This is a genomic window from Rhodothermales bacterium (assembly GCA_041391505.1).
Classification (GTDB): Bacteria; Bacteroidota; Rhodothermia; order Rhodothermales; family JAHQVL01; genus JAWKNW01.
On the sequence record JAWKNW010000024.1, the window covers coordinates 17,197 to 41,416 of the forward strand.

At 63.4% G+C, this 24,220-nt stretch carries 21 protein-coding genes; 7 read left to right on the plus strand and 14 right to left on the minus strand.

Features of this window, described 5'->3' with window-relative positions; genetic code table 11:
• Nucleotides 1-50: 50 nt before the first annotated feature.
• Together R2834_18975 and R2834_18980 are read right to left on the minus strand one after the other, a co-directional pair.
• Nucleotides 51-818: an alpha/beta fold hydrolase gene (locus R2834_18975; GenBank protein ID MEZ4702424.1), complete on the minus strand. Its 768-nt coding sequence runs from the start codon at nucleotides 816-818 to the stop codon at nucleotides 51-53.
• A gap of 49 nt (nucleotides 819-867) precedes the next feature.
• Nucleotides 868-2,721 carry a glycoside hydrolase family 3 N-terminal domain-containing protein gene (locus R2834_18980; protein ID MEZ4702425.1) on the minus strand — a complete coding sequence of 618 codons (1,854 nt, stop codon included), beginning with the start codon at nucleotides 2,719-2,721 and terminating at the stop codon, nucleotides 868-870.
• 237 nt (nucleotides 2,722-2,958) lie between these two features.
• Between R2834_18980 and R2834_18985 the strand changes: the two genes are divergently transcribed.
• Nucleotides 2,959-3,753, plus strand: coding sequence for a CPBP family intramembrane glutamic endopeptidase (locus R2834_18985; protein ID MEZ4702426.1), 795 nt, complete (start codon nucleotides 2,959-2,961; stop codon nucleotides 3,751-3,753).
• A gap of 65 nt (nucleotides 3,754-3,818) precedes the next feature.
• Nucleotides 3,819-5,441 (plus strand): alpha-amylase family glycosyl hydrolase, encoded by a 1,623-nt coding sequence (locus R2834_18990; protein MEZ4702427.1) that lies wholly within the window; start codon nucleotides 3,819-3,821, stop codon nucleotides 5,439-5,441.
• A gap of 1,174 nt (nucleotides 5,442-6,615) precedes the next feature.
• Here R2834_18990 and R2834_18995 read toward each other — a convergent pair.
• The 10 genes from R2834_18995 to R2834_19040 form a co-directional block, all read right to left on the minus strand.
• Complete coding sequence (locus R2834_18995) at nucleotides 6,616-7,533, minus strand: PorV/PorQ family protein (protein ID MEZ4702428.1); 918 nt, start codon at nucleotides 7,531-7,533, stop codon at nucleotides 6,616-6,618.
• Nucleotides 7,534-7,623: 90 nt separating this feature from the next.
• The gene (locus R2834_19000; GenBank protein MEZ4702429.1) at nucleotides 7,624-8,631 is read right to left on the minus strand and encodes a hypothetical protein; all 1,008 of its coding nucleotides are present in this window, start codon (nucleotides 8,629-8,631) and stop codon (nucleotides 7,624-7,626) included.
• A gap of 167 nt (nucleotides 8,632-8,798) precedes the next feature.
• Entirely contained in the window at nucleotides 8,799-10,340 is a 1,542-nt protein-coding gene (locus tag R2834_19005) for a FlgD immunoglobulin-like domain containing protein (protein ID MEZ4702430.1), read from the minus strand.
• Nucleotides 10,341-10,396: 56 nt separating this feature from the next.
• Nucleotides 10,397-11,215: a hypothetical protein gene (locus R2834_19010; protein MEZ4702431.1), complete on the minus strand. Its 819-nt coding sequence runs from the start codon at nucleotides 11,213-11,215 to the stop codon at nucleotides 10,397-10,399.
• Nucleotides 11,216-11,383: 168 nt separating this feature from the next.
• Nucleotides 11,384-12,631, minus strand: a complete 1,248-nt coding sequence (locus R2834_19015) for a site-2 protease family protein (protein ID MEZ4702432.1) — start codon at nucleotides 12,629-12,631, stop codon at nucleotides 11,384-11,386.
• 146 nt (nucleotides 12,632-12,777) lie between these two features.
• Nucleotides 12,778-13,986, minus strand: a complete 1,209-nt coding sequence (locus R2834_19020; protein ID MEZ4702433.1) for a pyridoxal phosphate-dependent aminotransferase — start codon at nucleotides 13,984-13,986, stop codon at nucleotides 12,778-12,780.
• A gap of 23 nt (nucleotides 13,987-14,009) precedes the next feature.
• Entirely contained in the window at nucleotides 14,010-14,495 is a 486-nt protein-coding gene (gene coaD, locus R2834_19025) for a pantetheine-phosphate adenylyltransferase (protein ID MEZ4702434.1), read from the minus strand.
• Nucleotides 14,496-14,505: 10 nt separating this feature from the next.
• Entirely contained in the window at nucleotides 14,506-15,051 is a 546-nt protein-coding gene (rsmD, locus tag R2834_19030; protein MEZ4702435.1) for a 16S rRNA (guanine(966)-N(2))-methyltransferase RsmD, read from the minus strand.
• A gap of 46 nt (nucleotides 15,052-15,097) precedes the next feature.
• Nucleotides 15,098-16,024, minus strand: coding sequence for a hypothetical protein (locus R2834_19035; protein ID MEZ4702436.1), 927 nt, complete (start codon nucleotides 16,022-16,024; stop codon nucleotides 15,098-15,100).
• Nucleotides 16,025-16,085: 61 nt separating this feature from the next.
• Nucleotides 16,086-16,478 carry a hypothetical protein gene (locus tag R2834_19040; protein MEZ4702437.1) on the minus strand — a complete coding sequence of 131 codons (393 nt, stop codon included), beginning with the start codon at nucleotides 16,476-16,478 and terminating at the stop codon, nucleotides 16,086-16,088.
• Between the two features lie 276 nt (nucleotides 16,479-16,754).
• On the opposite strand from R2834_19040, the gene R2834_19045 reads away from it, so the two are divergent.
• Both R2834_19045 and era read left to right on the plus strand, forming a co-directional pair.
• On the plus strand, nucleotides 16,755-17,501 hold the full coding sequence (locus R2834_19045) for a pyridoxine 5'-phosphate synthase (GenBank protein MEZ4702438.1): 747 nt from the start codon (nucleotides 16,755-16,757) through the stop codon (nucleotides 17,499-17,501).
• An 18-nt stretch (nucleotides 17,502-17,519) separates the two neighbouring features.
• The gene (gene era / locus R2834_19050) at nucleotides 17,520-18,431 is read left to right on the plus strand and encodes a GTPase Era (GenBank protein ID MEZ4702439.1); all 912 of its coding nucleotides are present in this window, start codon (nucleotides 17,520-17,522) and stop codon (nucleotides 18,429-18,431) included.
• 11 nt (nucleotides 18,432-18,442) lie between these two features.
• On the opposite strand, the gene R2834_19055 is transcribed toward era, so the two are convergent.
• A complete protein-coding gene (locus R2834_19055; GenBank protein ID MEZ4702440.1) occupies nucleotides 18,443-19,606 on the minus strand; it encodes a 4-phosphoerythronate dehydrogenase in 1,164 nt (387 codons plus the stop codon).
• A 461-nt stretch (nucleotides 19,607-20,067) separates the two neighbouring features.
• On the opposite strand from R2834_19055, the gene R2834_19060 reads away from it, so the two are divergent.
• On the plus strand, nucleotides 20,068-20,652 hold the full coding sequence (locus tag R2834_19060; GenBank protein MEZ4702441.1) for a cell wall hydrolase: 585 nt from the start codon (nucleotides 20,068-20,070) through the stop codon (nucleotides 20,650-20,652).
• 382 nt (nucleotides 20,653-21,034) lie between these two features.
• Here the strand turns inward: R2834_19060 and R2834_19065 are convergent, their stop codons facing one another.
• A complete protein-coding gene (locus R2834_19065; protein MEZ4702442.1) occupies nucleotides 21,035-21,673 on the minus strand; it encodes an outer membrane beta-barrel protein in 639 nt (212 codons plus the stop codon).
• A gap of 306 nt (nucleotides 21,674-21,979) precedes the next feature.
• Here R2834_19065 and bshA point away from each other — a divergent pair, with 306 nt between their 5' ends.
• Both bshA and R2834_19075 read left to right on the plus strand, forming a co-directional pair.
• Nucleotides 21,980-23,149, plus strand: a complete 1,170-nt coding sequence (gene bshA, locus R2834_19070) for an N-acetyl-alpha-D-glucosaminyl L-malate synthase BshA (GenBank protein ID MEZ4702443.1) — start codon at nucleotides 21,980-21,982, stop codon at nucleotides 23,147-23,149.
• Nucleotides 23,146-24,219, plus strand: a complete 1,074-nt coding sequence (locus R2834_19075; GenBank protein MEZ4702444.1) for a hypothetical protein — start codon at nucleotides 23,146-23,148, stop codon at nucleotides 24,217-24,219. The genes bshA and R2834_19075 overlap by 4 nt, the downstream gene beginning before the upstream one ends.
• The last annotated feature ends 1 nt before the right edge of the window (nucleotide 24,220 follow it).

A 24,220-nucleotide genomic window follows, 5' to 3' on the forward strand; every position in this document is an offset into this window, starting at 1 on the left:
GCGCGTTTCGCGGGATCGGTTTGGGTAACGATAAGGGGCGCGCGGCGGCGTCAGCGCGCCAGAAATGCCATCACAGCCTCGCCGAATGCTTCCGGCGCTTCGGCATGCACCCAGTGGCCGGCGCCGGGCACGGTGAGCAGCTCCGCCGAGGGGAACAGACGGTAGATGTCCTGTTCATCCGCATCGCGCACATAGTCGGATGCTCCGCCGCGTATGAATAGCGCACTGCCTGTAAAGATCCCGCTTTCGGGGACGGCGGCGCTCAGCGCATCGTAATTTCGAATGAGCGCATCCAGGTTCATTTTCCACGTAAAACCGCCCCCGCTTTCGGCGGCCAGGTTCTTCAGCAGAAACTGCCGGACGGGCCAGGACGGGATGTCGGCGGCAAGCGCCTCGTCGATGGCGGCCCTGCTGCCCAGCGCGTTCACATCGAGCCGGCTCAGGGCGTCGAAGATCGTGGTATGATGCGGCGGATAGGCACGCGGCGCGATGTCGGCCACGACGAGCCGCTCGACCCGGTCGGGGTACGTCAACGCGAAGGTCATCGCCACCTTGCCGCCCATCGAGTGCCCGAGCAGGTGGGCGCGTTCCAGCTCCTGGTCGTCCATGAACCGCGCGATGTCCTCCGCCATGAGCGGGTACGACATCGCGTCGACATGGGGCGATCGCCCGTGGTTGCGCTGGTCGATGGCGTAGGTCGAGTAGGCCGGCCCGAAGACGTTTCGGCTCATGGAGTGCCAGTTGCCGCTGGCCCCGAGGAGTCCGTGCAGAATCAATAACGGAAAACCTTCGCCGTAGTGCTGGAAGAAGAGCTTCATGCGTGGTGGCGTTGAACGATCGAATACGGGTTCAACGCGCGAACGGCAATTAGTCGCCCGCCTGGTTGGGCCGGATGCCGCTCGCCGGCGGGGAAAAGACGTCGATGCCGCTGCCGTAGGCGAAGGCGCCGACCGTGATCGGCAGCCGGCCGTTGGCGGACTGGCGGCCGCCCATGATGCGGGAGATGCTGCGGACGCTGGCGAGGGTCTGCTCGTAGGCGATCAGCAGCGCGTCCGCCTCTTCGAACGGCGTTACCGCATAGGGATTGCCCAGCGTCACGATGGCCGTCGGACCCGGTTTTTCCATCAGGCTTTTGACGAGTTCCTGCTGTTCGGGAAACAGCCCCGGGTCGCCGCGGCCGGCGACCAGCCGCAGGTACAGCGCGAAGACGATCGCATCGGCCGATTCGGCGTCCGACTCGAGCCGGCGGCGGTCCGAACCGGACACGGTGCGCCCGTACCGATGTTCGACGACATCGACCTGCGTGCCCAGCTCGTCGGCGAGCAGATCCATCGCCGCGCCGATGCTCGGCGAGTTGTCCCGATTGGTCAGCTGCACGAGGAGGACGCGTTTCGAGGCCTTGAACGGCAGGACGCCGTCGTTTTTGAGCAGCGTGACCGCGTGGTCGGCGGCGCGCTGCGCCAGCGGCTCCCCGCGCGGCAGCGCCACGATGTATTCAAACAGCGCGCGGTTGGGGCTCGGCCGGATGTGCAGGCCGGCCCGGGCCTTCGCGGCCAGGATGCGCCGCACCGAGTCGTCGATCTGCGCCTCGGTCAGCTCGCCTTTGCGGACGGCCTCGCGGACGCTGCGGACGGACTCGTCGAGTCCGGTCGGCGTCAGCACCATGTCGGCGCCGGCGCGCAGCGGCGCCGTGATGCGTTCCGCCAGCGTGTATTCGTTCTGCAGCGCCCCCATGGCCACGTCGTCCGTGATCACCAGACCGTGAAACTGCATCGTATCCCGCAGCAGGTTGTGCAGCGCGTTGCGGCTGAACGTGGCCGGGATCGGCTCGGCGTCGAGGGCCGGAATCCACAGATGCGCGCTCATGACGGCCGTCGGCTGGACGTGCTTGCTCAGCACGTAGCGGTAGGGAAAGAGCTCGACGGCTTCAAGCGCGTGCCGGTCGCCGGGGATCGTGCCCATCCGACTGTGCGTGTCGATGGACGTATTGCCGTGGCCCGGAAAATGCTTCAGGGTGGTCAGGACGCCATGCGCCTGCGCCTCGCGGACGAACGAGGTGGCCATCTCCCCCACCAGCGTCGGGTCCTCGCCGTAGGACCGGATGTTGATGATGGGATTGAGCGGATTGTTGTTGACGTCCACCACCGGCGCGAGGATCATATTGACGCCTACGGCCCGGCTTTCTATGGCCGTCAGTCGGCCGGCGGCGGCGGCGAACACGAGGTCGCGCGTGGCGCCGAGGCCCATGTTCGAGGGCCATTCGGTGAGGTTGTTGTTATGCTGCCCCACGCCGCGCTCGTAATCGGCGGCGAAAAAGAGCGGTACCCCCGAAGCGCGCTGGAGGCGGCCCGTCTCCTCGAAAAGCTCGCGGGGCTCCATCGTGCGGGAGACGAGGAATCCACCGACCGCGTAATCTTCCACCGCTTCCAGCGCGCGGTCGTTGCGCGAGCCGGGCGACGGCAGGTTGACGACGAAGAGCTGGCCGATCTTCTGGTTGAGCGTCAGCGTGGCCATCATGGAATCGACCCAGGCCGACGCGCCGGTCGAGTCCGGGCTCAGCATGGCGAGCACTTCGGGGTCGTAATCGGCGAACAGGCTGTCGAGCGCCAGTTGGAAGGGATCCGCCTCGGCCTGCTCCTGCCGGCTGGCGGCGGGAGCGTCAGCCGCCGGCCCGGTCGGCCCCAGCAGACTCACCCAGATCACCACCACGGCAATGACCACGATCAGGCTTCCAAACTGGAAGCCTTCCGTTCGGGAGATATGGCGCGTCCGTTCGATGGGCGTGTGCCGGGCTTGAGGGTGTCGGTATCTGGACCGTAATGTAAAAAATCTACGCAAAAAGGTACTGTGCTATGCTACGCGCGGTTTCAATTTTTTGGATGTATCCCTCTGGGTTTTTGGCACATAGGCCATGTCCCTATATTTCGGCTGTTTCTTGCAGCCCCATAGCCCAAAAACATGCTCGATCGGTTACGAAACGAAGGCAGACTGCTGGTGAGCACCGTCCGTGGACTGGATCGGCAGACGCTTTTCGTGCTCACGGCGGCGGCGGTCCTGATGGTGACGCAGTTCGTCTTTGGAAGCCGGACCCTTTTCCGGCAGGACATCGCCCCGCACTTTTTCCCCGAAACCTGGCATCAACTCGCTGGCTGGGGCTGGTGGTTCAGCATGCAGGGCATCACCGGCTTTGTCCTGCCCGTCGTGTTTCTCCGCGTTCTCTTCCGGCAGTCCGCCACCGACATGGGCCTCGGCCTCGGCGACTGGAGGCTGGCGTCCACCCTCGCCCTGCTCTACCTGCCCTTCGTCGTGATCGGCACCTGGATCCTCTCGAACGATCCGGCCTTCATCCGCAGTTATCCCCACTACCAGCCGGCGGCCTTCAACTGGGTCGAGTTTTTTATCTACGAGATCCTCTTTCTCTTTTACTGGTTCGGCTGGGAGTATCTGTGGCGCGGATTTATCCTCTTCGGCACCCGGCACACGCTCGGTCTCTACGCGATCCTCGTCCAGACCATCCCGTTCGCCGCGCTGCACGTGACCAAACCCACCGCGGAAGCCTACCTCTCCATCCTGGGCGGCATCGCCCTCGGCGCGCTCGTCTGGCGCTGCCGCTCGTTCTGGATCGCGGTCCCCATCCATGCCGTGCAGATGTTCGTGCTGGATTTCTGGTGCACGCTCCGGGCCCGCACCGGCGTCTCGGGCATCGGCCTCGAGGCGCTCCGCAACCTGTTCGCGACCTGGCTCGGCGGGTGATGCGGCTCTTTCGTCGCCATGCCGCGTTGATACCCTGTGTTCCGTTCAACCGATCCGCTCCGATCTTGCGCTACGTTACCCTGCTTGCCGTCGCCCTCCTCCTCGCCGGCTGCGAGCCCGCCGGCTCCAACCTCCACGCCGACGAACCCGGCTGGCAGGACGAGATCATCTACCACGTCAGCCAGCGGAGTTTTTATGACTCGAACGGCGACCGGCATGGCGATCTGAACGGCATCAAGGTCAAACTCCCCTACCTCAAGGAGCTCGGCGTCACGGCCATCCTGTTCATGCCGCTGTATCAATCGAACGTCTACCACAACTATTTCCCGACCGACTACGAGGCCATCGACCCCGAATTCGGGACGATGGACGACTACCTGGATTTCGTCCGTGCCGTGCACGAAAACGGCCTGAAGTTCATCATGGATATGGAGACGCAGTACGCGGCCAACGGACATCGCTGGTTCGACGACTCGTACAGGAATCCGACCTCCCCCTACGACGACTATATCTACTATTTCGACGACGCGAATGCGCACCCCGCGCAGATGTTCGCCGGCCCCGGGGATTCGCTCATGACCCTCAACGCGTGGCCCGACGTCCGCTTCAACATCGTCTTCCTGAACCTCAACAACCCGATGGTTCGCGCCTGGGAGCAGAACTTCTTCGCGCACTGGGTCGACCCGAACGGCGACGGGCAATTTGACGACGGCGTCGACGGCTTCCGGCTCGATCACATCATGGACGACCTCGATCACAAGGGCGTCTTCACCGACCTGTACGCCGCGTTCTGGAAGCCCATCCTGGATCGCGTCTACAGCATCAACCCGAACCTGTTCATCGTGGGCGAGCAGTCCAATTGGCTGGAATTCGGCGAAGACATGATGGCGAAGACGGGCGCGAACGCCGCGTTCGGCTTTCCGATCCGCTTCGCGATCTCCGGCGCCCCGACCCTCTACATGGGTGGCCGGATCGATCCGGCGGACCGCGACGCACTCAACGCCACAAAGATCAAGGCCGCCGTCGAAGAGACGATGCGCCGAATCCCGCCGGACCGGTACTTCATCAACTTCATCGAAAACCACGACATGGAGCGCTGGGCCAGCGCGATGGAGGGGGATCGAGGCCGGATTCGCGCCGGCGGCGCGCTGACCATGCTGCTTCCCGGCATCCCGTCGATCTACTACGGCCAGGAACTGGGCCTCCCCGGCCTCGTCGGCGAATGGGGGCACGACGGCAACCACATCCCCGTCCGCGACGCCTTCCCCTGGACGCCAAACCCGGACGACGCCGGCATCGCGGCCTTTGCAAAAGACACCGGCCCCTGGTGGGATGTCTCCTACTTCAACACCCCGGAGATCGAGCAGCTCGCCTACGCATCCCAGAAAAACGAGCCGGGCTCGCTGTGGCACTTCTACCGGGCGCTGATCGCCCTGCGCAAACGCCACCGCCCGCTGATGCACGGCGACTACGCGACCATTTCTCATCCCGACTCGTCCGTCTACGCCTTCTCCCGCGCCCTCGGCGACGATCGTGTGGTCGCGGTATTTAACCTGTCGGATGAGGCCAGGTCGCTTTCACTGGATGAGGTCGATGCCGCCGGCTACCACTCGCTCTTCGGCGAGCCGTTCGACGCTGCCGGCCTGCTGTCGCTGGAAGCGTACGGGTTTGCGGTGTTGGGGAATTGAGAGACCCGGCTAAACCGTTGAGTTGTTCTGTTCAATTCATAAAGAGCGGATGTTTGGAGTTCGCCATCCTCCTTGCAATCGTTTCTAAAGGTTGACGCCGAGTGGTGTTTTGAGGGATTCGTTTTGTCATCCCGACCGAAAGGGCCAGCGGCAGCTGGCACTGAAGCGGAGGGACCTCCTCAAATTGGCGCAGATCCGGCTTCGGGAGGTCGCTCCGCTCCCGCTTCGGCTGTCGCCGACGCGTACGGTCGCGATGACAGGGCGACAGTGAGGCTCACACCACGCTGCGCCATGCCTCCGATACGTCTGCCGGGAGCTAACGACAGCTCTGAGGATGCGTACAGGATTGCGGTGTTGGGGAATTGAGAGACCCGGCTAAACCGTTGAGTTGTTCTGTTCAATTCATAAAGAGCGGATGTTTGGAGATCGCCATCCTCCTTGCAATCGTTTCGAAAAATTGACGCCGAGTGGTGTTTAGGGATTGTTTTGTCATCCCGACCGAAAGGCCAGCGGCGCTGGCACGCGGAGGACTCTCAAATTGGCGCAGATCCTTCGGAGGTCGTCGCTCCCGCATCGGCGTCGCCGCGCGTACGGTCGCGATGGGACGACAGTGAATCACCACGATGTCGGAGAGCGTACGGTTGCGGGTGGAATTGAGAGACCCGGCTAAACCGTTGAGATGTTCTGTTCAGTTCATAAAGAGCGAATGTTTGGAGATCGCCATCCTCCTTGCAATCGTTTCGAAAAATTGACGCCGAGTGGTGTTTTGAGGGATTCGTTTTGTCATCCCGACCGAAAGAGCCAGCGGCAGCTGGCACTGAAGCGGAGGGACCTCCTCAAATTGGCGCAGATACGGCTTCGGGAGGTCGCTCCGCTTCCCGCATCGGCTGTCGCCGACGCGTACGGTCGCGATGACAGGACGACGGTGAGGCTAACACCACGTTGTGCCATGCCTCCGATACGTCTGCCGGAAGCTAACGACAGCTCTGAGGATGCGTACGGGTTTGCGGCGTTGGGGAAGTAGACCACGCTTCAAGCACCTTCACTTCCTGTCGACGCCCAGGGCATGTCCAGAGAGGTCATGGGACGTTGCACCACGCGAACACGGCACAGGCACATTTCATCTTCGCAACCAGACCTTTCGGGTCTTCCAGACCCAAAAGGTCTCGCGCGCCTACCACGCGTACTGCATGCTGAGCACGTGCCCCGACCCGCCGAAGCCGCCGTCGAAGGGCACGAAGGCATAGTCCAGGAGCAGTCCGCTCGTTCCGATGCCACCGCCGATCGTGGCCCCCCGAAGTTCGTCGTTGGTGATATAGCCGGCGCGGATGATTACCAGGTCCTCCACCTGCACCGCGGCGCCCACGTGGAGGCGCGTGGTTTCGGTGGGAAGCACGTGGGAGACCTCCCCCGTGAAGTACGCATTGAGCAGGACCGCGTTGTCGGTCATGGTCACGACTCGGAAGGGATAGACGGCGACGCCGGCCCGCAGCGTCGTGGGCAGATCCGTGGCTTCCGCGCTGAGGGTGTTCATCTCGCCCAGATGCAGCAAGGCCACGCCGAGCTTGATGCCGGACTCGAACAGCTCCGTCTGCGCTCCGAAATCGAAGGCATAACCCTCGGCCGAACTGGTGAAGATGCGCTCGGACAGAAACTTGGCCGACACACCGAGCCGCAGCGGCCCGAACGCGTGCGCAAACGATCCCCCCAGACTCACGAACTGCGCGTTGAAGAACCCGTCGGCCGCGCCGGGCGATTCGCGGGCCTCGAGGTCGCCGCTGTCCATCGCCGTCACGAAGACGCCGAAGCCGCTCTGTTCGCCGGCCTGGAAGCGGCCGGCGGCCGAGTACGTCCGTGTGCTGCCGATCCAGATGTGGTGCGAGAGGCCCACCGAGTTGCCGATGCGGCCGGCGAGGCCGGCGGGGTTCCAGTATGTCGAAAACGCATCGCGCGTGTTCGCCGTCTGCGCATCCCCCATGGCAGCGGCCGACGCGTTCGCGCCGATGCGCAGGAACGCGAGACCCGTCTGCGCCGAAGCGGGCAGGGTCATCAGTCCAACAAGGAGGGCGCAGGTAGCGAGGCGGGTGTGCATGGTTACTTCGTTCGCCGGTTCAGCCTTTCGGCAAGAGGTCCCTCGATTCCTACCCGCAAAAGCGGGTATCCGCTCGGGATTACATACAAATTATAAAAACAGCCGCAACGTCATAACGTGCATCGTTCCGACGCTGTACGGCTCGAGGGCGACGGCGTATTCGAACCACACGCCCAGCTTGCCGATGGGCTGTTCGAGGACGAAGCCGGCCGTCGGCTGGATGCGGCTGGAGGATGCGGCGAGACGGTCGACGCCGGCCCGCACCGCGAAGGGCTCCATCAGGCGGTATTCGCCGCCGATGCGAAACCGGCTTTCCTGGATGCGGAGGTCTTCGGTGTCGGTCACCTCGACCGGCCCCCCACCGCGCAGCTCGATGCGGCGCGAGCGCAATTCGAGGAGGCTGGCGCGCGACTCATACTCCGCGGAGAGCGTGCCCCTGCCGCCGGCGAGGGCGTACGTACCACTCAGCCGCACCCGCGCCGGGAAGGCGTCACTCGTCCGCTTGCCGCCGCTGGAAAAGAGGCTCGACGTATCCCAGGTGTACGCGGCGAGCAGGTCGTCCGCCACAAACCCGAGGCGCAGCGCCTCGGTCACCTTCACGGTGAAGCCCACATCGATGCCGACGCTGTTCACCGGTTCGAGTTCGCTGAGGTAATCCGCCCGGAAGATCTGAAAGCCGAGACCGCCGCTGACCCGCTCGCCAAACCGGAGGCCGAAGGCCAGGAAAACGGCGAATTCGTCGGTCGCATAGGACTCCGTGTGGTAGCCGCTCTCGTTGCGTCCGTCGATGTCGTTCACGCCGGCGTGGATGAGCCCGATCGCGATGCCCGCCTTGGGCGGAAGCGCCGACGAAAATTGCAGATGCTGCAACTCGCGGTCGAAGGTCATCAGCGCGACCGACGCCTGGAGCGTCTGGCGCGTGGCGAAGGGCGCCAGCGCGGGATTGTAGAAGGCGCTCGCGTTGGCATCGGAGGTCTGGGCGTTGCCCATCGCCATACCCCGCGCGCCGAAGCCGAGCCGCGCGAACGCGCCGGCCGACTGACCATGCGCCGCAGGGATACCGATGAGGACCAGCAGCGCAATCGCCGCAATCGTCATCCTCGCGCATGCGGGGACCCTCGTCATCCCCGCGCATGCGGGGATCCATGCTAGGAGGCCGGTTGGCGAAGTAGGTGCGATACGCGATGAGGTCCCTCGACTGCGCCCCGCGCACTCGGGGACCCGTCCGGAATGACAAACGTGTGATGCCATAATCGTCAGCCTCCTCACTCGATAACGAGAATTTTACCGCGGAAGGCCCGATCGCCCGTATCCACGACATAAAAATACGGACCGTTGGCAACGCGGAGCCCGTGCGCATCGGCTCCGTCCCACAGGGTTTCGCGGATGCCGGCCTGCTGGCCCGGCGCGTCCAGCTCCCGGATCAGGTTCATCTCGAAGTCGAAGATGCGGATACGCACGTCGCGCTCGCGCTCCAGCTCGTAACGGATCCGCGTGAAACGGTGCTGGGGTGGCGAAAACGGGTTCGGGTAGGCAAAAACGTCGACCTCGGGAATCGATTCGGTGGGCGTAGCCGGATGCAGCGGCACCTCGACGCGGAACACCTGCCAGGTCTCGCCGCCGTCGGTGCTTTTGAAGAGGCCGTCCGTACTGCCCACCCAGAGGTCGCCGTTGGCCGTCACTTCGACGGCGTTGATGCCGACATTCGATGGCACGACGCGGTCGGGCTGCGCGGCATCGACGAAGCTGCGGACGGTGCGCCAGGACGTCCCGCCGTCGTCGGTGATAAAAAGACCCGTTTCGCCGGCGGCATAAACCCGGTCGCCGGCAAAGGCAAAATCGAACACCTGTTCGTCGGTGAGCACTTGCTCGAACGTCTCGCCGCCGTCGCGCGTCACCGTCACGCCCCACTGCTGGTTGGGGCCGCGCCCGTCGCTGCCGTTCCAGGTCGCCATCCAGATGGCGTTGCGGCCGGGCAGGGGCTGCTCCTCGATCGAAACCACCCAGTTGCCCGTCAGGCCGGCGGATGTGCCGTCGAATGCGAAGCGGCGCCAGGCGCGCTCGCCGGACGGCGTCACGTCGTCGGGCGTCGAGCGGTTGACGCCGGCGACCGTGCCGGCCCACACGGTGCCCGTCTCGTCGACCAGCACGCCAAAGCCGAGGTAGTTAAAAAAGCCCGTCTCTCCCCGCCGGGGTTCGAGTTTGAACGCGTAGCTGGAATCGGGATGGATGTAATCGAGCTGGTCCGGCGGCAGCACGACGCGCTGCCACGTCCGCCCCCCATCGGTCGAATGCCGGATGCCGCTCGCCCACGCGGCCACCCACAGCTCGCCCGTGACGGGGTCGTAATCGATATCGAACGGTGGGCTCTGCTGCGGTACGATCACGGGGAGCGCCTCCAGCGTCGAGACGCCATAGGTCTCGGTGTCGTTGTCGGGGCTGTCGAGCTGCGGGAAGCGATAGGCGAAGGTGCGGCCGCCGTCCTCCGAAACGAGAAAACCGCCGGCGGACTGCTCCGAGCTGCCCGAGGCCTCGTCGCTCAGATAGCCGAGACCGACCCAGATGACGGGGCCTTCGACATCGATCGAGAAGACGCTGTTGCGCGAGCCGAAGAGCGAGTCGGTGTCCGCCAGCGACCAGCTGGCCCCGCCGTCGGTGGTGAGGTTGAGAAACGAGCCCACCCACAGCGAGTCGCCCTGCGCATGCAGGTTGGCCGTGCTGTTGCGCACGATCCCGGGGACGCCGGCCGCCTCGAGCGACGGCACCTGGGCCCGCGCGCCGGCGACGCACAGCGCGCCCGCGACCATCAGCACGATCAGGATGACGTTGCGCCTGACACCTCGAACCTGCAACCTGAAACCCTTCATTCGATCGTGATCGTTTTTTCAATGATGTTGCTCTCCAGGCCGGCGCGGTCGATCGCCTGGAAGGCGAACACGCGGGGACCCGGGGTGTTGTCGCTGGCTACCTGGACGGTGATCGTGTAGCGTCCGTCGCCGGCCGTCTCGTCGCCGCCGCCCTGGCCGTCGTCGAACAGGTCGAAGCGATCGCCCGGCGCCGCCGTGTTCCAGAGCAGCACGCGGCTGATGTTGCCGAGTCCATCCGGATCGGACACCGTGGCGACGATCTTGACGAGTGTCTGTTCGCCGGCCGCCGGCCGCTGCACCGTGTCCGGCGCCTCCACCGATTCGACCACCGGGGGCTCCCCTTTATTCTCGAGGACGAAGGTGCCGCGCACCTGGTTGCTGAGCAGGCCGTCTTCATCCACGGCATACACCAGCACGGTGTAGTTGCCGATGTCGCCTTTCGGGAGATCGATGTCGCGGATCAGTTCATACGTGCCGTTCCCACTGCCGTTCATGTTCTGGGCGAGGACGGGTTCGGCATCGACGGTGGGGCTGCGCAGGACCATCACGACCTCGGCCACCTGCCCATCGGGATCGATGGCCTCGACGGAGACGCTGAAGCGCACGCGGACGTTGTCGTCGACGAGCTGGTCGGGGCTGGCTTCCAGCACATTCAGCCGTTGCGGGCTGTAGCTGAACGCGTCGAGGGATGGCGGTATCGCCTGGATGTCCGACGGACCGGGCGCGCTGTCGCAGCCGGCGAGCGCTAGCGCGATGACGGCAGCAGCGACACGAAGGACGACGTAGGAAGGCCTGAAGCGGTTTGCAAAAAGCATAGTCTGGTCCAGGCGAAACGGCCTGGTTCGTAGCAGAAAAATGTCAGTAGCAAACGAAGGCCATCGCGTGTCCGGTTGAGGAGAGAGGATGGGGATGCCGCGAAGCGCTGGACGCGCGTTCACAGGTCTCGGCTCATACCAACCGACCGGGAAGTATGATCCAGGCGGTCAAACAACCCGCAGCGGCGTAAAGCTGAAGCAAAGCAGGAAAATCAGGATGCTGAGGATGGCCAGCGCGCGCCGGCCCGGCGACAGCGGTTCGGGCTTGAGGACGGGGGGATGATCCACCCGGATCAGGAACACGATGAGGAGGCTCCACACGAACCAGCCGGTATAGCCGTACGAGGCCGCATCGTCACTGATGGCGCGCACGAGCACGACCGCCGCGATGATGCTCAGCAGGCTGGGCGCGATCAGGCGGTGATCGCCCTTGAAGATCCGGGACAGATAAAAATACAGGATGCCGGCCAGCACGAACCAAGCCAGCCGGCCGAGGATCGGCGACGTCTCCGCGAGCCACGGAAAGCCTTCATGGACAAATCCGATCGAACCCGATATCAGCAGGAGCATCACGAACAGCCGCGCCACCCGCCCATGCCACTTGGGGCCGATCAGCGTGTACATGATGTGTCCGCCGTCGAGCTGTCCGACCGGGAGCAGATTCAGGGCCGTAAAAAACAGCCCCATCCAGCCGGCGAAGAGCATCGGATAGTGGTACATCTCGTCCATCGGCGGGACGTTGGCGAAGACCTGCGACAACAGCCAGTACAGCGGCGTCTGCCCGACCACGATGGTGAGTGTGTCGGCCTCGGGGGTCATCAGCGCCATGCTGCTCCGGGGGAAGACGCCGTTCTGCTCCACATACGCCTTCAGGGCCTCATGGCCGGGAAGGTCCATGATATACGACGGCGGCGGCAGCGTGGCGAACGCGTACAGCAGCACACCCAGGGCCGCGACGAAACCGGCGAGCGGGCCGGCGACGCCGATATCGAACAGGTTGCGCGTCCCGGGAATGGGCTCGCGGATCCGGATGACGGCGCCCAGGGTCCCCAGACCGAAAATGAACGTGGGGATGTAGTAGGGCAGCGACGTGTTGATGCCGTGAATGCGCGCCGCGATGTAGTGGCCGAATTCGTGGATCGTTAGAAACAGCAGCAACGAGGCCCCGAAGCGCAGCCCGTCCAGCACGAACTGGCGATCCAGTAGCCAGGTGAGCGGGTCGTCGGGGTTGGCCGTCGGGTAGATGAGAAACCGCCCCACCAGCTGCCCGCCGGCGATCACGGTCGACACCAGCGTCAGCGCAAACAGCAACAGGTGCAGCCAGTACCGGTCCTTGGGGAAAACCGGCTCCTGGTAACCCGGAAACAGCTGCTTTCGCGATTCAAAAAGTTCGGTCGATGATGGGATCGGTTCCAAAAGCGTTGCAGCCGATAGCGGGCTTGATAAGGATAACGATGCGACCCGCGCCGCCGCTCCCTCACCCATGGTCAGTCGGGCATGGACGGTGGGATGGGCATGGACGCGCGCGACCGTTTCTGCCTACGCCCTGTATATGCAGAAGTTCAGGAGAGCGCCAGCAGGCCGGCCTTGATCCGCTTCATGGCCTCTTTCAGGTTGTCCATCGAAGCGGCATACGAGATGCGAATCCCCTCCGGATCGCCAAAGCCGCCCCCGGAAACGAGCGCGACGAGGTACTCTTCGAGGAGATACATGCACAGGTCGTCACTCGTCTCGATCCGGCGCCCCGACGGAGCCGTCTTCCCGAGAAAGGCGGCGATGTTCGGGAAAAGGTAAAACGCGCCCTCCGGTTTCGGGCAGCGGACGCCCGGGATCGCGTTCAATTCGGCCAGCACATAGTCGCGCCGTTCGCGGAAGGCGGACACCATCGTGTCGATCGAGTCGTGCGACATCTCCAGCGCGGCGACGCCGGCTTTCTGGGTGATGCTGCACGGGGCCGACGTAAACTGCCCCTGCAGTTTCGACGCCGCTTTCACGATCGACGGCTCGGCGGCGAAATAGCCCAGCCGCCAGCCCGTCATGGCATAGCCTTTCGAAAAACCGTTCACCGTCACCGTGCGCGCCTTCATGCCCGGCAGGCTGGCGAACGATACGTGCTCGGCGTCGAAGATGACGTATTCGTAGATCTCGTCCGACAACACAAAGACCTGCTCGTGCCGGCGCAGCACCGCGGCCAGGGCCTCGAGCTCGGCCGGCGAATAGACCGACCCGGTCGGGTTGGAAGGCGAACACAGGATCAGCAGCCGCGTCCGGGGCGTGATCGCCGCCTCCAGGGCTTCGGGCGTGAGCCGGTACTCCTGCTCGACCGTCGTGGGGATGACCACGGGTTCGGCGCCGGCGAAACGCGTCATCTCCGGATAGCTGACCCAGTACGGAGCAGGGATGAGGACCTCATCGCCCGGCCGGCACAGGACGGAAATCGCGAGGGCGACCGACTGCTTGGCGCCGTTCGAACAGATGATCTGTTCGGGGGGATAATGGAGTCCGTTGTCCTTTTCGAGTTTGGCCGCGATGCGCTCGCGCAGCTCGGGCGTGCCCATCTCGTGCGTGTAGCGGGTAAACCCTTCGCGGATGGCCTGCACGGCGGCGTCCCCGATCGGCGCCGGCGTGTCGAAGTCGGGCTCCCCGGCGCTCAATCCGATCACCGGTTTGCCGGCGCGCTTCAACTCGAGGGCCTTGGCGGTCATCGCCAGCGTGGCAGAAGGCTGCATCGCGGCGACGCGGGGATTAAACGTTAGGGCGGGTGCGGACATGGACATCGGTGAGTTTGGACGAATCAGGGTGTTCTGGGCGGCTTATTGCGCATCGCTTCTAACACCGGGGGCGGGACAAAGGATGCAAGCTCCCCCTTCCATCGGTGGATATCGCGCACAAAAGTCGCATTTATCAAGAGATTTTCTTCTGACGGCATGATAAAGACCGTCTCGAGCGCGGGGAAGAGCCGGCGGTTCGCCGCGGCCAGGCGGAACTCATAGTCAAAATCGCTCACCTGGCGCAACCCGCGCACGAGGGCGGCGGCGCCGCGCGAACGGGCGCGATCCACGATCAACCCCTCGAACGGGGCGACCGTCACCCCGCGGAGGTGTGTCGTGGAGGCGGCGATCAGTTCGCAGCGCTCCTCGATCCCGAACAGCGGGGCCTTGCTGCTGTTGATGGCGACGGTGACTTCGACCTCGTCAAAAATGCGCAACGCGCGTTCGAGCACGTCGAGGTGGCCGAACGTAAACGGATCGAAGGTGCCGGGGAAAAGAGCGAGCGCCATGGCGTTCCGGTCAGGCGGGTTCGTGCGCGTTGAAGAGGCTCACGGTCGTGCGTCCGTACGCGCGGGAAAGCTCGAACGCGGGGTGATCGTCGAACCGGTGCCGGCTGTCATGCTCCAGCACCAGCAGTCCGCCGGGCTCCAAGAGGGGAACGATGAGGTCCGGCAGGCGGGGCAGGGTGTCGAGATCGTACGGCGGATCGGCCAGCACCAGCTCGTAGGGCGGCCCCGACTGGTTCTTGAGGTAAGGCAGCACGTCGGCGCGGACGAAGACACAGGCGTCCGTGAGGTCCAGCGACGCGGCGTTTTCCTGCAGGCATTTCATCACCTGCGCCTGCTGCTCGACAAACGTCGCGGAGGCGGCGCCCCGGCTGAGCGCCTCGAAGCCGAGGGAGCCCGTGCCGGCGAAGAGGTCCAGCACGTGGGCATCGTCCAGATCGAGGCGCGCCTCGACCATGTTAAAAATGGATTCCTTGGCGCGATCCGACGTGGGACGGGTGAGGTGTCCTTTGGGGGCGCTGAAGATGCGCCGGCGCAAGCGGCCGCCTATGATGCGCAATCCTGGCACGGGTGTCGGAAGATGAACGTGAAAGAGGCCGATGTCGTCAGAGCGCCGCGCCGATGCACGGCGCGTAGGCTTCGGCGGCAAAACCGTCGCCGGGCCGCCGGCCTTCCAGCTCCACGACGTCGATGGGATTGAGCGGGAGGCAGGGCGTCTGAAACACGTCGCTCAGCAACGAAATCGCCTCCGCGTGATGCGGCCCGGATCCATAGGTAAACAGATCGCGCACGGAGGCGCGGGGCACCTGGAGGCGTTTGAGCAGGGCGAGGGCGTAATAGACGGCGTCGGCCGGCGCGCCGGCCTCGGCATAGTGGCTGTAGTACCAGCGATGCTGCCGGCAGATCGTGTACTCCACGTGGCGCTCGTAGAAGCCGACGGCCAGGCTGAACGCCGTGCGATCGGCGGACTCGTACCGGGGCCCGCTCTGCAGCGACTCGATGACGCGGGCCGCGCCGCGCGTGCTCAGATTAAAACGGTACCGACGGTGGGGCAGCGTACGAAGGATGCGGTCGAAACGGCTATGCAGCAGTTCGCGCATCCCCAGCACGTGAAACCACTCGACCGTTTTGCCCGAGGCGAGCGATTCGGTAAACACGACATCCGCCGTCAGGTGCAGGGGCATCGGGCTGTCGCCCGACGTGAGCATCGTCGCTTCTTCCTGAAGCCGCCCCTTCCGCTCCTCCTCGTTCATGTCGACGAGCAGCGGCGTAAAAAAGGAGTAGCAATGCGGGGGATGCAGGACGACGTGCAAGTCCGACGCTTCCGTCTGCGCAAATACGTCGTGCAGGGCTTCGGAGAGCGTATCCAGATAGACCGACTGCGCGCCGTTCGACAGCTCGCGCATCATGTCGAAATCGAACTCGCAGCTGCCCAGTTTCAGCAGGCGGAACGAAGCGCCGGAACGTTCGATCTCTGCATAGCGCAGCGTTGCGTCGTGGATATCGACGGCAGCTTGAATGAGAGCTTCCATTCCCAGTCTCTACGCGCCCCACGCCACCCCCAGGAAATGCTCCGGGCGGAGTACGGGCTGCTTATTCCCAGCTGGCCGCGTTCAGCAGGGTGATATCGGCATCCAGGGTACCGATCCGGTCGTCGGAATCGGGGTCTACCAGGAGATACGTTTTTACGCGGGACGTGTCGTTTGCCGTGTACGTAAACATCTTGCCCGTACGCGGCGAGTACATGAGCGAGTCGACCGGCAATCCTTTCAGCAACTGACTCCGGACGCTCTGGAAGGCGGAATCCGTGCCGGCGAACATCACCAGCGTATCCAGCGTCATCGGAAAACGATCGTGGCGCGTTTCGTATTGAATCGCAACCTGCCGGATCTGGTCCATGCGCTGACGCGTCAGCTGCGTCACGCGCGCCTTCTGCTCAACGATCTTGTACGGCTCGGTGATCGAGCGAAACAAGACATAGGACATACTGATAATCAACAGCCAAAGCAACAACTGCAGGCCCGTTCGGAGGCTCTTAGAAGCCATAACGCGTCTTCTCTGTACCCGGTGGGATAGTAGTGGTAAGGGGTGTGAGTCGCCAAGATGCAAATGGTGAGCGAGAAAATAGGCTGCGCCCCTCCTAAATGCAACCTCGTGCAACGGGTGATGTCTCGCGCCCCCAAAACAAAGCACGCCCGATGCGGGTTTCACCCAGCGTTTCGCTAGCAAGGACCCCTGTCCCGCTCATAAGTTGCTCACCCGATGCCACACCGCACCACCGCCGAACCGACCCGCCTGCTGATCAACATCGACCACGTGGCCACGCTCCGCAACGCGCGCCAGGAACGGTTTCCTGACCCTGTTCATGCCGCTATTCTCGCCGAAAAGGCCGGCGCAGACGGCATCGTCTTCCACCCGCGCGAAGACCGCCGCCATATCACCGATCGGGACGTTCGCCTGCTCAAGGAAACGGTGACGACCAAGCTTGATTTTGAACTTTCGACGAATGACGAGATTGTCGCGCTTTGTTGTGAAATCAAGCCCCATCTCGCGACGCTGGTGCCCGAAAAACGCCAGGAAATCACCACCGAGGGAGGGATCGACGTGCTGGGGCATCTGGAGCGGCTGCGCGGCGTAACCGGGCGTCTTTACGACGCCGGCATCGAGGAAGTGGCGTACTTCGTGGACCCGGTGCCGGAGCAGATCGAGGCCTCGGCCCGCGCCGGCGCCAACTGCATCGAATTGCATACCGGCGACTATGCAAACGCCGCGACGGCCGCGGCCCGGCTCGCCGAGGCGACCCGCCTGGCCACCGCCGCGGAACAGGCCCACGCCCTGGGCCTGCGCGTCCACGCCGGCCACGGGCTCGACTATCACAACTTCACCCTGTTCAAAAACACCGTGCCCCACCTGCACGAAGTCTCGATCGGGTTTGCGGTCGTCGCCCGCGCGGTGCTCGTTGGCTTCGAAGAGGCCGTCCGCGAAATGCTTCGCGTCGTAAAATCCTAATCATCCGATCTGACCTGCATGGAATCCCCACCCCTTTTCTCCGATGACATCCCCGCCGGACATCGCAGCGGTTATGTCGCGCTGATCGGACAACCGAACGTCGGCAAAAGCACCCTCATCAACGCCCTCGTCGGGCAGAAGCTGTCGATCGTCACCCCCAAACCGCAGACGACCCGTCACCGCATCCTGGGCATCCTCTCGGCGCCGGCGTACCAGATCGTGCTGCTCGACACGCCGGGCATCATCGAACCGCGCTACCGCCTCCAGGAAGCCATGATGCGCAACGTCCGCCAGGCGATTTCCGACGCCGACATCCTGCTGTTCATGGCGGATGCGACGCGCGACACGCCGGACTCGCTCAGCCTGTCCTTCGTCGGCGAACGCCCCAGCTTCCTGCTGCTGAACAAGGTAGACCTCATCCGCCAGGAAGACGCGCTGCCGCTGGCCCAGGCCTATCTGAACGCGTATCCGTTCAAGGAGGTCTTCCCCATCTCGGCGCTGAAAGGCTTCAACCTCGCCTCGATGCTGGATAAACTCGTCTCCTACCTGCCGGAGGGACCGCCCTTCTACCCCAAGGACCAGTTGAGCGAACACCCGGAACGGTTCTTTATCGCGGAGATCATCCGGGAGAAGATCTTCATGAAATACAGCCAGGAGGTCCCCTACTCCACCCAGGTCAACGTCGTGAACTACGAAGAGCGGGAAGGGCAGAAAGACCTCCTCCACGCCGAAATCGTCGTCGAGCGTGATTCGCAGAAGGCCATCCTGATCGGCAAGGGAGGGAGCGCGCTGAAACGCATCGGCATCGCGGCCCGGAAGGATATTGAGGCCTTCACCGGCCGGCCCGTATACATGCAGCTTCACGTCAAGGTGCGCGACCGCTGGCGCAGCAACGACACCTTTCTGCGCTCGTTCGGCTTCGACGCGTAGCCCCCGGAACGTCAGGCCCCGGCGCTCACCTGCACGCGCAGCCCGTCGCGCAGCGCGCGGCGCGTCGCGGCGTCCTGCGTCCCGGGCGCGACGGTGAACATGGCGAACGTGCGCCGGCGGGGATAGTCCTTGCGCAAGCGACGAAAAAAGGCGCCCTGCGCATCGGCGGGGAGGTCGTAGGCCGTGCGGAATGTGCGGTCATCCGCGGTGATGTCGTACATCTGGTGCACGAGGTCGTGCAACGCCGCCTCGCCGGCGGCGGCCGGCCAGGCGAGTTCGAGGTGATCGCCCGGCCCGGGCGCGAGCACATCCTCCACCTGCCAGGTCCCGGACATCCCCAGATACTGCTGAAGCGCCTCGTAGAGCATGATGGTGCCGTTCACCTTGCCTTCGAACGAATGGCCGGCGATATGCGGCGTGGCCAGATCGACCTTGCGCATGAGGTCCAGACGCACCTCCGGCTCGCCTTCCCAAACGTCCAGGACCACGGCCCCGAATCGGCCGGCGTCGATGGCGGCTTCGAGGGCCCGGCCGTCGACCACCGGACCCCGCGACGCGTTGATCAGCCACGCCCCCGGCTTCATGCGCTGCATGCCGGACGCATCCAGGAGATGATAGGTGGGATACGCGCCGTCGCGCACGAGGGGCGTGTGAAAGGTGAGGATGTCCGCCGCCTCCAGCACCGCCTCATACGCGTGCAGGGCCATCGGCGAGCCGGCCTCGGCCAGCGGAGGGTCGCAGCACAGCACGTTGAGCCCGAGCGCCGGCAGCCGCGCGGCGAGCCGGCCACCCACATGGCCGCACCCGACGATCCCGATCGTCTTGCCGGCCAGCGCCGCCTGCTTCGTCCGCCCCAGATGATACAGGGCGGCGATGACGTATTCGACGACCGCGTCGGCGTTGCATCCGGGGGCGTGCGCGAAAGGAATGTGGCGCGCGGCGAGGTAGTCGCGATCGACGTGGTCCGTGCCGGCCGTCGCCGTGGCTACATACCGAACCGGCGTGCCATCCAGCAGGGCCGCGTCGATGCGCGTGCCGCTGCGAACGAGCAGGATGTCGGTTTCCCGGAGCGCATCGCGCACTATATCGTGTACGGGAAGCGTGGAGACCTCACCCAGGCTCGAGAACGCTTCCCGGGCGTACGGGATTTTTTCTTCACACAGTATGCGAAACATGTGTTTTGTCATGTGTGTTTTGACGTTAGATGTCGATGTGACGGGCAATATCGAAATGCGGGACTCGCTTTCCGAACCCTGCCCGGTTCGACACCGATCAGATTCACGAGCCGTTCAAACGGGAATCTCGAAGAGCACGAATCCACCCGTTCGTCTCCCAGGATGAGACCCGTGCTGAGCCGCCGGCGATGAAACCCTCGCGGTTCTGCTTCGTTGTGCAGGCTCATAGTGAAGTCGGCATGATATCTGCTAAATCCTTCGACAACTCTTTGTACGCCGCCATACATGGCTGAAGTACGTTGTATCCGCTTCAGCTCCCAGTATCTTTCTCGGCCTTTGAAACCATCCTGCGCAGTGCCTTGAGTACATCTCATAGAGCTCGCACGGTCATATACGTTCTAGCGCTGCTAGCCATCGTATTAAGCACCAGCGGATCGCTTTCCCATCTGTCTCCCGGAACCATGCTGGTTCCGCTGACGGCGAAAGCGGAAATCTTCGAACCTGAATCCTCCCTCGCGAATGTAGATACGATCTCATTCTGGCAGGCTTCAGACGGAACCATCCAGTTGCAGCCGCACCGGTTACCTTTCGTGCCGGACTCGGTCATCGACAATGAGACGCTCTGGCTTGCCCGGTGCATCTTCTCCGAGACCAAGCGGCCCGAAGAGCAGGAGCTGATCGCCTGGGTCGTCCGGAATCGCGTGGAAATTGGGTATCGGGGCAAAACCTCCTACAAGGAAGTCGTCCTCGACCCCTTCCAGTTCAGCGCATTCAACAGCGAATCGCCCGAGGCGCCCTATTACTCCTCGCTCGCGCTCCAGCACGATGAGTCCGGGTGGCAGCGCGCGCTCAGCATCGCGTACTACGTGCGCCATGCCCGCCCCCAGTATCGCCCGTTCTCGGCCGAAACCTTACACTTTTACAGCCAGCAATCGATGATCGGCCGGCGCGAGCCCGTCTGGGCCCGTGGCCTGACGCCGATCCGCCCGCCCGAACATTACAGGCTCGACGAGCGCCGATTCCGGTTCTTCGAAGGGATCTCGTAAACGGCTTTCCCGGGCTCCTTCTGCCGGTCCGCCACACCGCGACCCGATCCGTACGGATTGACGTTACGCGCGTCAGCGAAGCGATTGCTGGATGCGGGATGTGGGATACTAGATGCGGGATGCGGGATGCAGGATGCGGGATGCAGGATGCGGGATACAGGATATAACAGAAAAAACGTGCGTTTGATCGTGATCCTGCATCCTGGTATCCTGCATCAGTTGACGTGGATTTGGGGGGCCATGCGGAGCGCGCGCAAGATCTGTTACTGAAAGAACGCACCCGGACGGGTACGAAAAAGCCTCGAGGTTCAGCAGAACCTCGAGGCTTTTCTGTTGGTGACGGATCCCACCGGCCCTGAGCCCTTCCGGGCGGCCTATGCGATCAGCGCTGCTTGAACCCGATGCCCAGACGCAGCATGACGCCGTTGAGCTGCTGGTTGTCGTCGGTCGTAAACGCGATATTTTCGATTTCGAACGTCTGTTCCGTAAACGGCGTGATGCCGAAGGTGAACTTGAGTTCGGGATAGAGCAACACGGCGCCGAGGTTCATTTCGAGGCCGACGCCAAAGCCGCCGGCGACGTTCATCGACTTCATCCCGCTCACGCTGCCTCTCGCCGCGGACGGAAACCGCAGCACAGGGCCCACGGCCACGTACGGCGTGGCAATTTCCATGTTGAAACGGAAACGGAAATCCAGCGGCACCTCGAACATGTTCACGTTGAAGTTATCCCGGAAACTGGTATTCGCGTCGTTGGCAAACTCGAAGACGCTGCCGGCCTGGACGTAGCGAAGACCGGGACGCATCGACAGCGGGCCGACGTTCATGTCGAACCAGACTTCGGCGTGCCAGCCCGACGCATCCTGGAAGCGCGTCGATCCACTGCCGAGATTGATGTCGGAGAGCTTGCTGTAGTTCACGCCGACCGAAGCGCCCAGCTGGCCGGCCGCCTCGCGTGCCGGCATCAGGCCAATCGTCAACAACACAGCGAGCGGTAAGGAGAACAAACGAATCTTTTTCATCGGTCCAGAGCGAAAGCTCTATTAGCGGGTGTAAAGGGGCGGAGTTCGGATGACAGGATCAATCATTTGCTGAGATACGGCCTGTGGCAGGCGTTCCGAAATACCGCAATCGTACGGATAACCAGGAGGGCGATTCATGTCGCCGACAGGCCACACAAAAAGCAGGCCGTATCCGCGCCACCTGGGGGCTAGATTGGTCAGTATGCAACCTGCATGGTCCTTTCGAGTTTCTCACTCGCTCCACCGGGAGGTGGCGTACGCGGCATCTCCACCCAGGACCCTGGGTACGCACCATAACCTGATATTATGCGCATCGGCATTACGTGTTATCCTGTTTATGGGGGAAGCGGCGTGGTCGCGACCGAGTTGGGGAAAGCCCTGGCGGCGCGCGGACACGAGATCCACTTCATCTCCTACGCCCTGCCCTTCCGGCTGGGAAACCTCACGCGCAACCTCTACTTCCACGAGGTCAGCGTCAACGCCTATCCCCTGTTCGAGTACCCTCCGTACACGCTGAATCTGACGAGCATGATGACCGATCTCGTGCGGCATCAGAAGCTCGACGTCCTGCACGTGCACTACGCCATCCCGCATGCCACCAGCGCGGTGCTCGCGCGCCAGATCCTTCAGACGCAGGGCATCCGCATCCCCGTGGTCACCACCCTGCACGGGACGGACATCACCATCGTGGGCCGCGACCCCTCCTTCGCGCCGGTCGTGAATTATTCGATCAACGAATCGGATGCGGTCACCGCCGTTTCGGAGTTCCTCCGACGGGAAACCCTCGACCACTTCGATATCAAGCAGGAAATCGAGGTCATTCCCAACTCGATCGACGCGCGCCAATTCCGGCGCCTCTCGGAACAGGAGCTGCGGATGCACCTCTGCCCGAATTGCGAGAAGGTGCTCGTGCACATCTCGAATTTCCGGCCCGTCAAAAACACGCTGCACGTCGTGCAGATCTTCCACCGGCTTCGCATGCGCGGCCACAGCATCAAGCTGCTGCTGGTGGGCGACGGACCGGACCGCGTGCCGGCCGAACACCTGGCCCGCGAACTGGGCGTCTACGAAGACATCCGCTTCCTGGGCAAGCAGGACTCGGTGGAAGAAGTGCTTTCGATCTCCGACGTATTTCTGATGCCCAGCGGTTCCGAAACGTTCGGTCTCGCGGCCCTCGAAGCCATGGCGTGCGAGGTGCCGGTGGTGGCGAGCGACATCGGCGGTCTTCCCGAACTCGTCGTCGAGGGGGAAACGGGCTTCCTCTGCCCGCTGGGCGACATCGAAGCCTTTACCGAGCGTACGAGCCAGATCCTGCGCGACGAAGCGCTGGCCGCGCGGATGAGCAAGGCGGCACGCGAACGCGCCCTGCGTTATTTTGACGAGCAGACCATCGTACCGATGTACGAAGCGTTGTATGAACGCACCATGGAACGCACGTCCGCTACCCCCGCCCGAGAACGTATCGTGAGGCCATGAACAACCTCATCAGCCGCAAGAAGGAAGTCTATCCGATCAGCGACTATTTCCGGTCTTATCTGGAACGCTACGGCCGGCTGGCTCCCCAGGAATTGCGGTATGAGGACCTCACGCGGTACAACAACGCCATCCCGCTGTACGACGAGCACGGACGGGACACCCTCTGGTCCTCCGTATTTTATGCGCCCACGGAGCAGCAGGAACTCCACGCCGGCCTGAGGCACGCCTACGTCCACCTCAAAGCCGATGGCGACATGGGCGTCGCCGACCAGCTCTACGTCGACCGGATCGACCTCTGCCACTACGCCAACACGCTCCCCTACCGCATCCGCATCGTCAACAAGCTCAACGACAACTACGACTACTTCTACGTCAAACGGGTCGACGCAAACCGGATCTACGGCCTGGAGCTCGAACATATCCTCTCGCCGAACCGGATCCACTACCTCATCAACGCCAACACCCTGATCGAGGAGCACATCATCGGCATTCCCGCCGAGATGTTCGTCCGGGAAAACATGCCCGAGAACCGGTTCGACCGGGTTCGCCTCGCCAAGGAGTTCGTCAAATTCAACGAGCGGTGCTTTGTCCGGCTACTCGGCGACATGCACTCCGGCAACTTCGTCGTGGATATCTCGAAGGACTTTGAGAAGTGGCATTTCCGGATGCGGCCGATCGACTTCGACCAGCAGAGCCATCATCGCGACAAGCAGGTGTACATCCCGCAGGCCTTCCCGCAAAACGCGGACTTTGTCGAACTCAGCCGCGAGCACCTGGTGTACGACAATGTCGTGCAATACCAGAAAGAGGAACGCGCCCTGATCGCTCAGCGCGTGCGCGTCTCGCACGGGCGGTACGCCGCGCTCATGGATGTGATGCGCGAGGACCTGATCTCCTCGGAACAGCACGTTATCGTCCTGGCCGACCAGCTCAGCGAGCATTACCGAAACCCGGCGTTCCGGACATGCGCCACCATGGGCGACATCGTGTACATGTCCGTACAGGATCTCCTGTCGAACAAGATGCCGGCGACGAATCTCTTCGACGCGCCGTCAAACGTCCAGCGCTAGC

Coding starts and splice junctions, on each gene's coding strand:
- R2834_18975 (MEZ4702424.1), bottom strand. CDS start 818: ATGAAGCTCTTCTTCCAGCACTACGGCGAAGGTTTTCCGTTATTGATT.
- R2834_18985 (MEZ4702426.1), top strand. CDS start 2,959: ATGCTCGATCGGTTACGAAACGAAGGCAGACTGCTGGTGAGCACCGTC.
- R2834_18995 (MEZ4702428.1), bottom strand. CDS start 7,533: ATGCACACCCGCCTCGCTACCTGCGCCCTCCTTGTTGGACTGATGACC.
- R2834_19000 (MEZ4702429.1), bottom strand. CDS start 8,631: ATGACGATTGCGGCGATTGCGCTGCTGGTCCTCATCGGTATCCCTGCG.
- R2834_19005 (MEZ4702430.1), bottom strand. CDS start 10,340: ATGGTCGCGGGCGCGCTGTGCGTCGCCGGCGCGCGGGCCCAGGTGCCG.
- R2834_19010 (MEZ4702431.1), bottom strand. CDS start 11,215: ATGCTTTTTGCAAACCGCTTCAGGCCTTCCTACGTCGTCCTTCGTGTC.
- R2834_19020 (MEZ4702433.1), bottom strand. CDS start 13,986: ATGTCCGCACCCGCCCTAACGTTTAATCCCCGCGTCGCCGCGATGCAG.
- coaD (MEZ4702434.1), bottom strand. CDS start 14,495: ATGGCGCTCGCTCTTTTCCCCGGCACCTTCGATCCGTTTACGTTCGGC.
- R2834_19035 (MEZ4702436.1), bottom strand. CDS start 16,024: ATGGAAGCTCTCATTCAAGCTGCCGTCGATATCCACGACGCAACGCTG.
- R2834_19040 (MEZ4702437.1), bottom strand. CDS start 16,478: ATGTCCTATGTCTTGTTTCGCTCGATCACCGAGCCGTACAAGATCGTT.
- R2834_19045 (MEZ4702438.1), top strand. CDS start 16,755: ATGCCACACCGCACCACCGCCGAACCGACCCGCCTGCTGATCAACATC.
- era (MEZ4702439.1), top strand. CDS start 17,520: ATGGAATCCCCACCCCTTTTCTCCGATGACATCCCCGCCGGACATCGC.
- R2834_19055 (MEZ4702440.1), bottom strand. CDS start 19,606: ATGTTTCGCATACTGTGTGAAGAAAAAATCCCGTACGCCCGGGAAGCG.
- R2834_19060 (MEZ4702441.1), top strand. CDS start 20,068: ATGCTGGTTCCGCTGACGGCGAAAGCGGAAATCTTCGAACCTGAATCC.
- R2834_19065 (MEZ4702442.1), bottom strand. CDS start 21,673: ATGAAAAAGATTCGTTTGTTCTCCTTACCGCTCGCTGTGTTGTTGACG.
- bshA (MEZ4702443.1), top strand. CDS start 21,980: ATGCGCATCGGCATTACGTGTTATCCTGTTTATGGGGGAAGCGGCGTG.
- R2834_19075 (MEZ4702444.1), top strand. CDS start 23,146: ATGAACAACCTCATCAGCCGCAAGAAGGAAGTCTATCCGATCAGCGAC.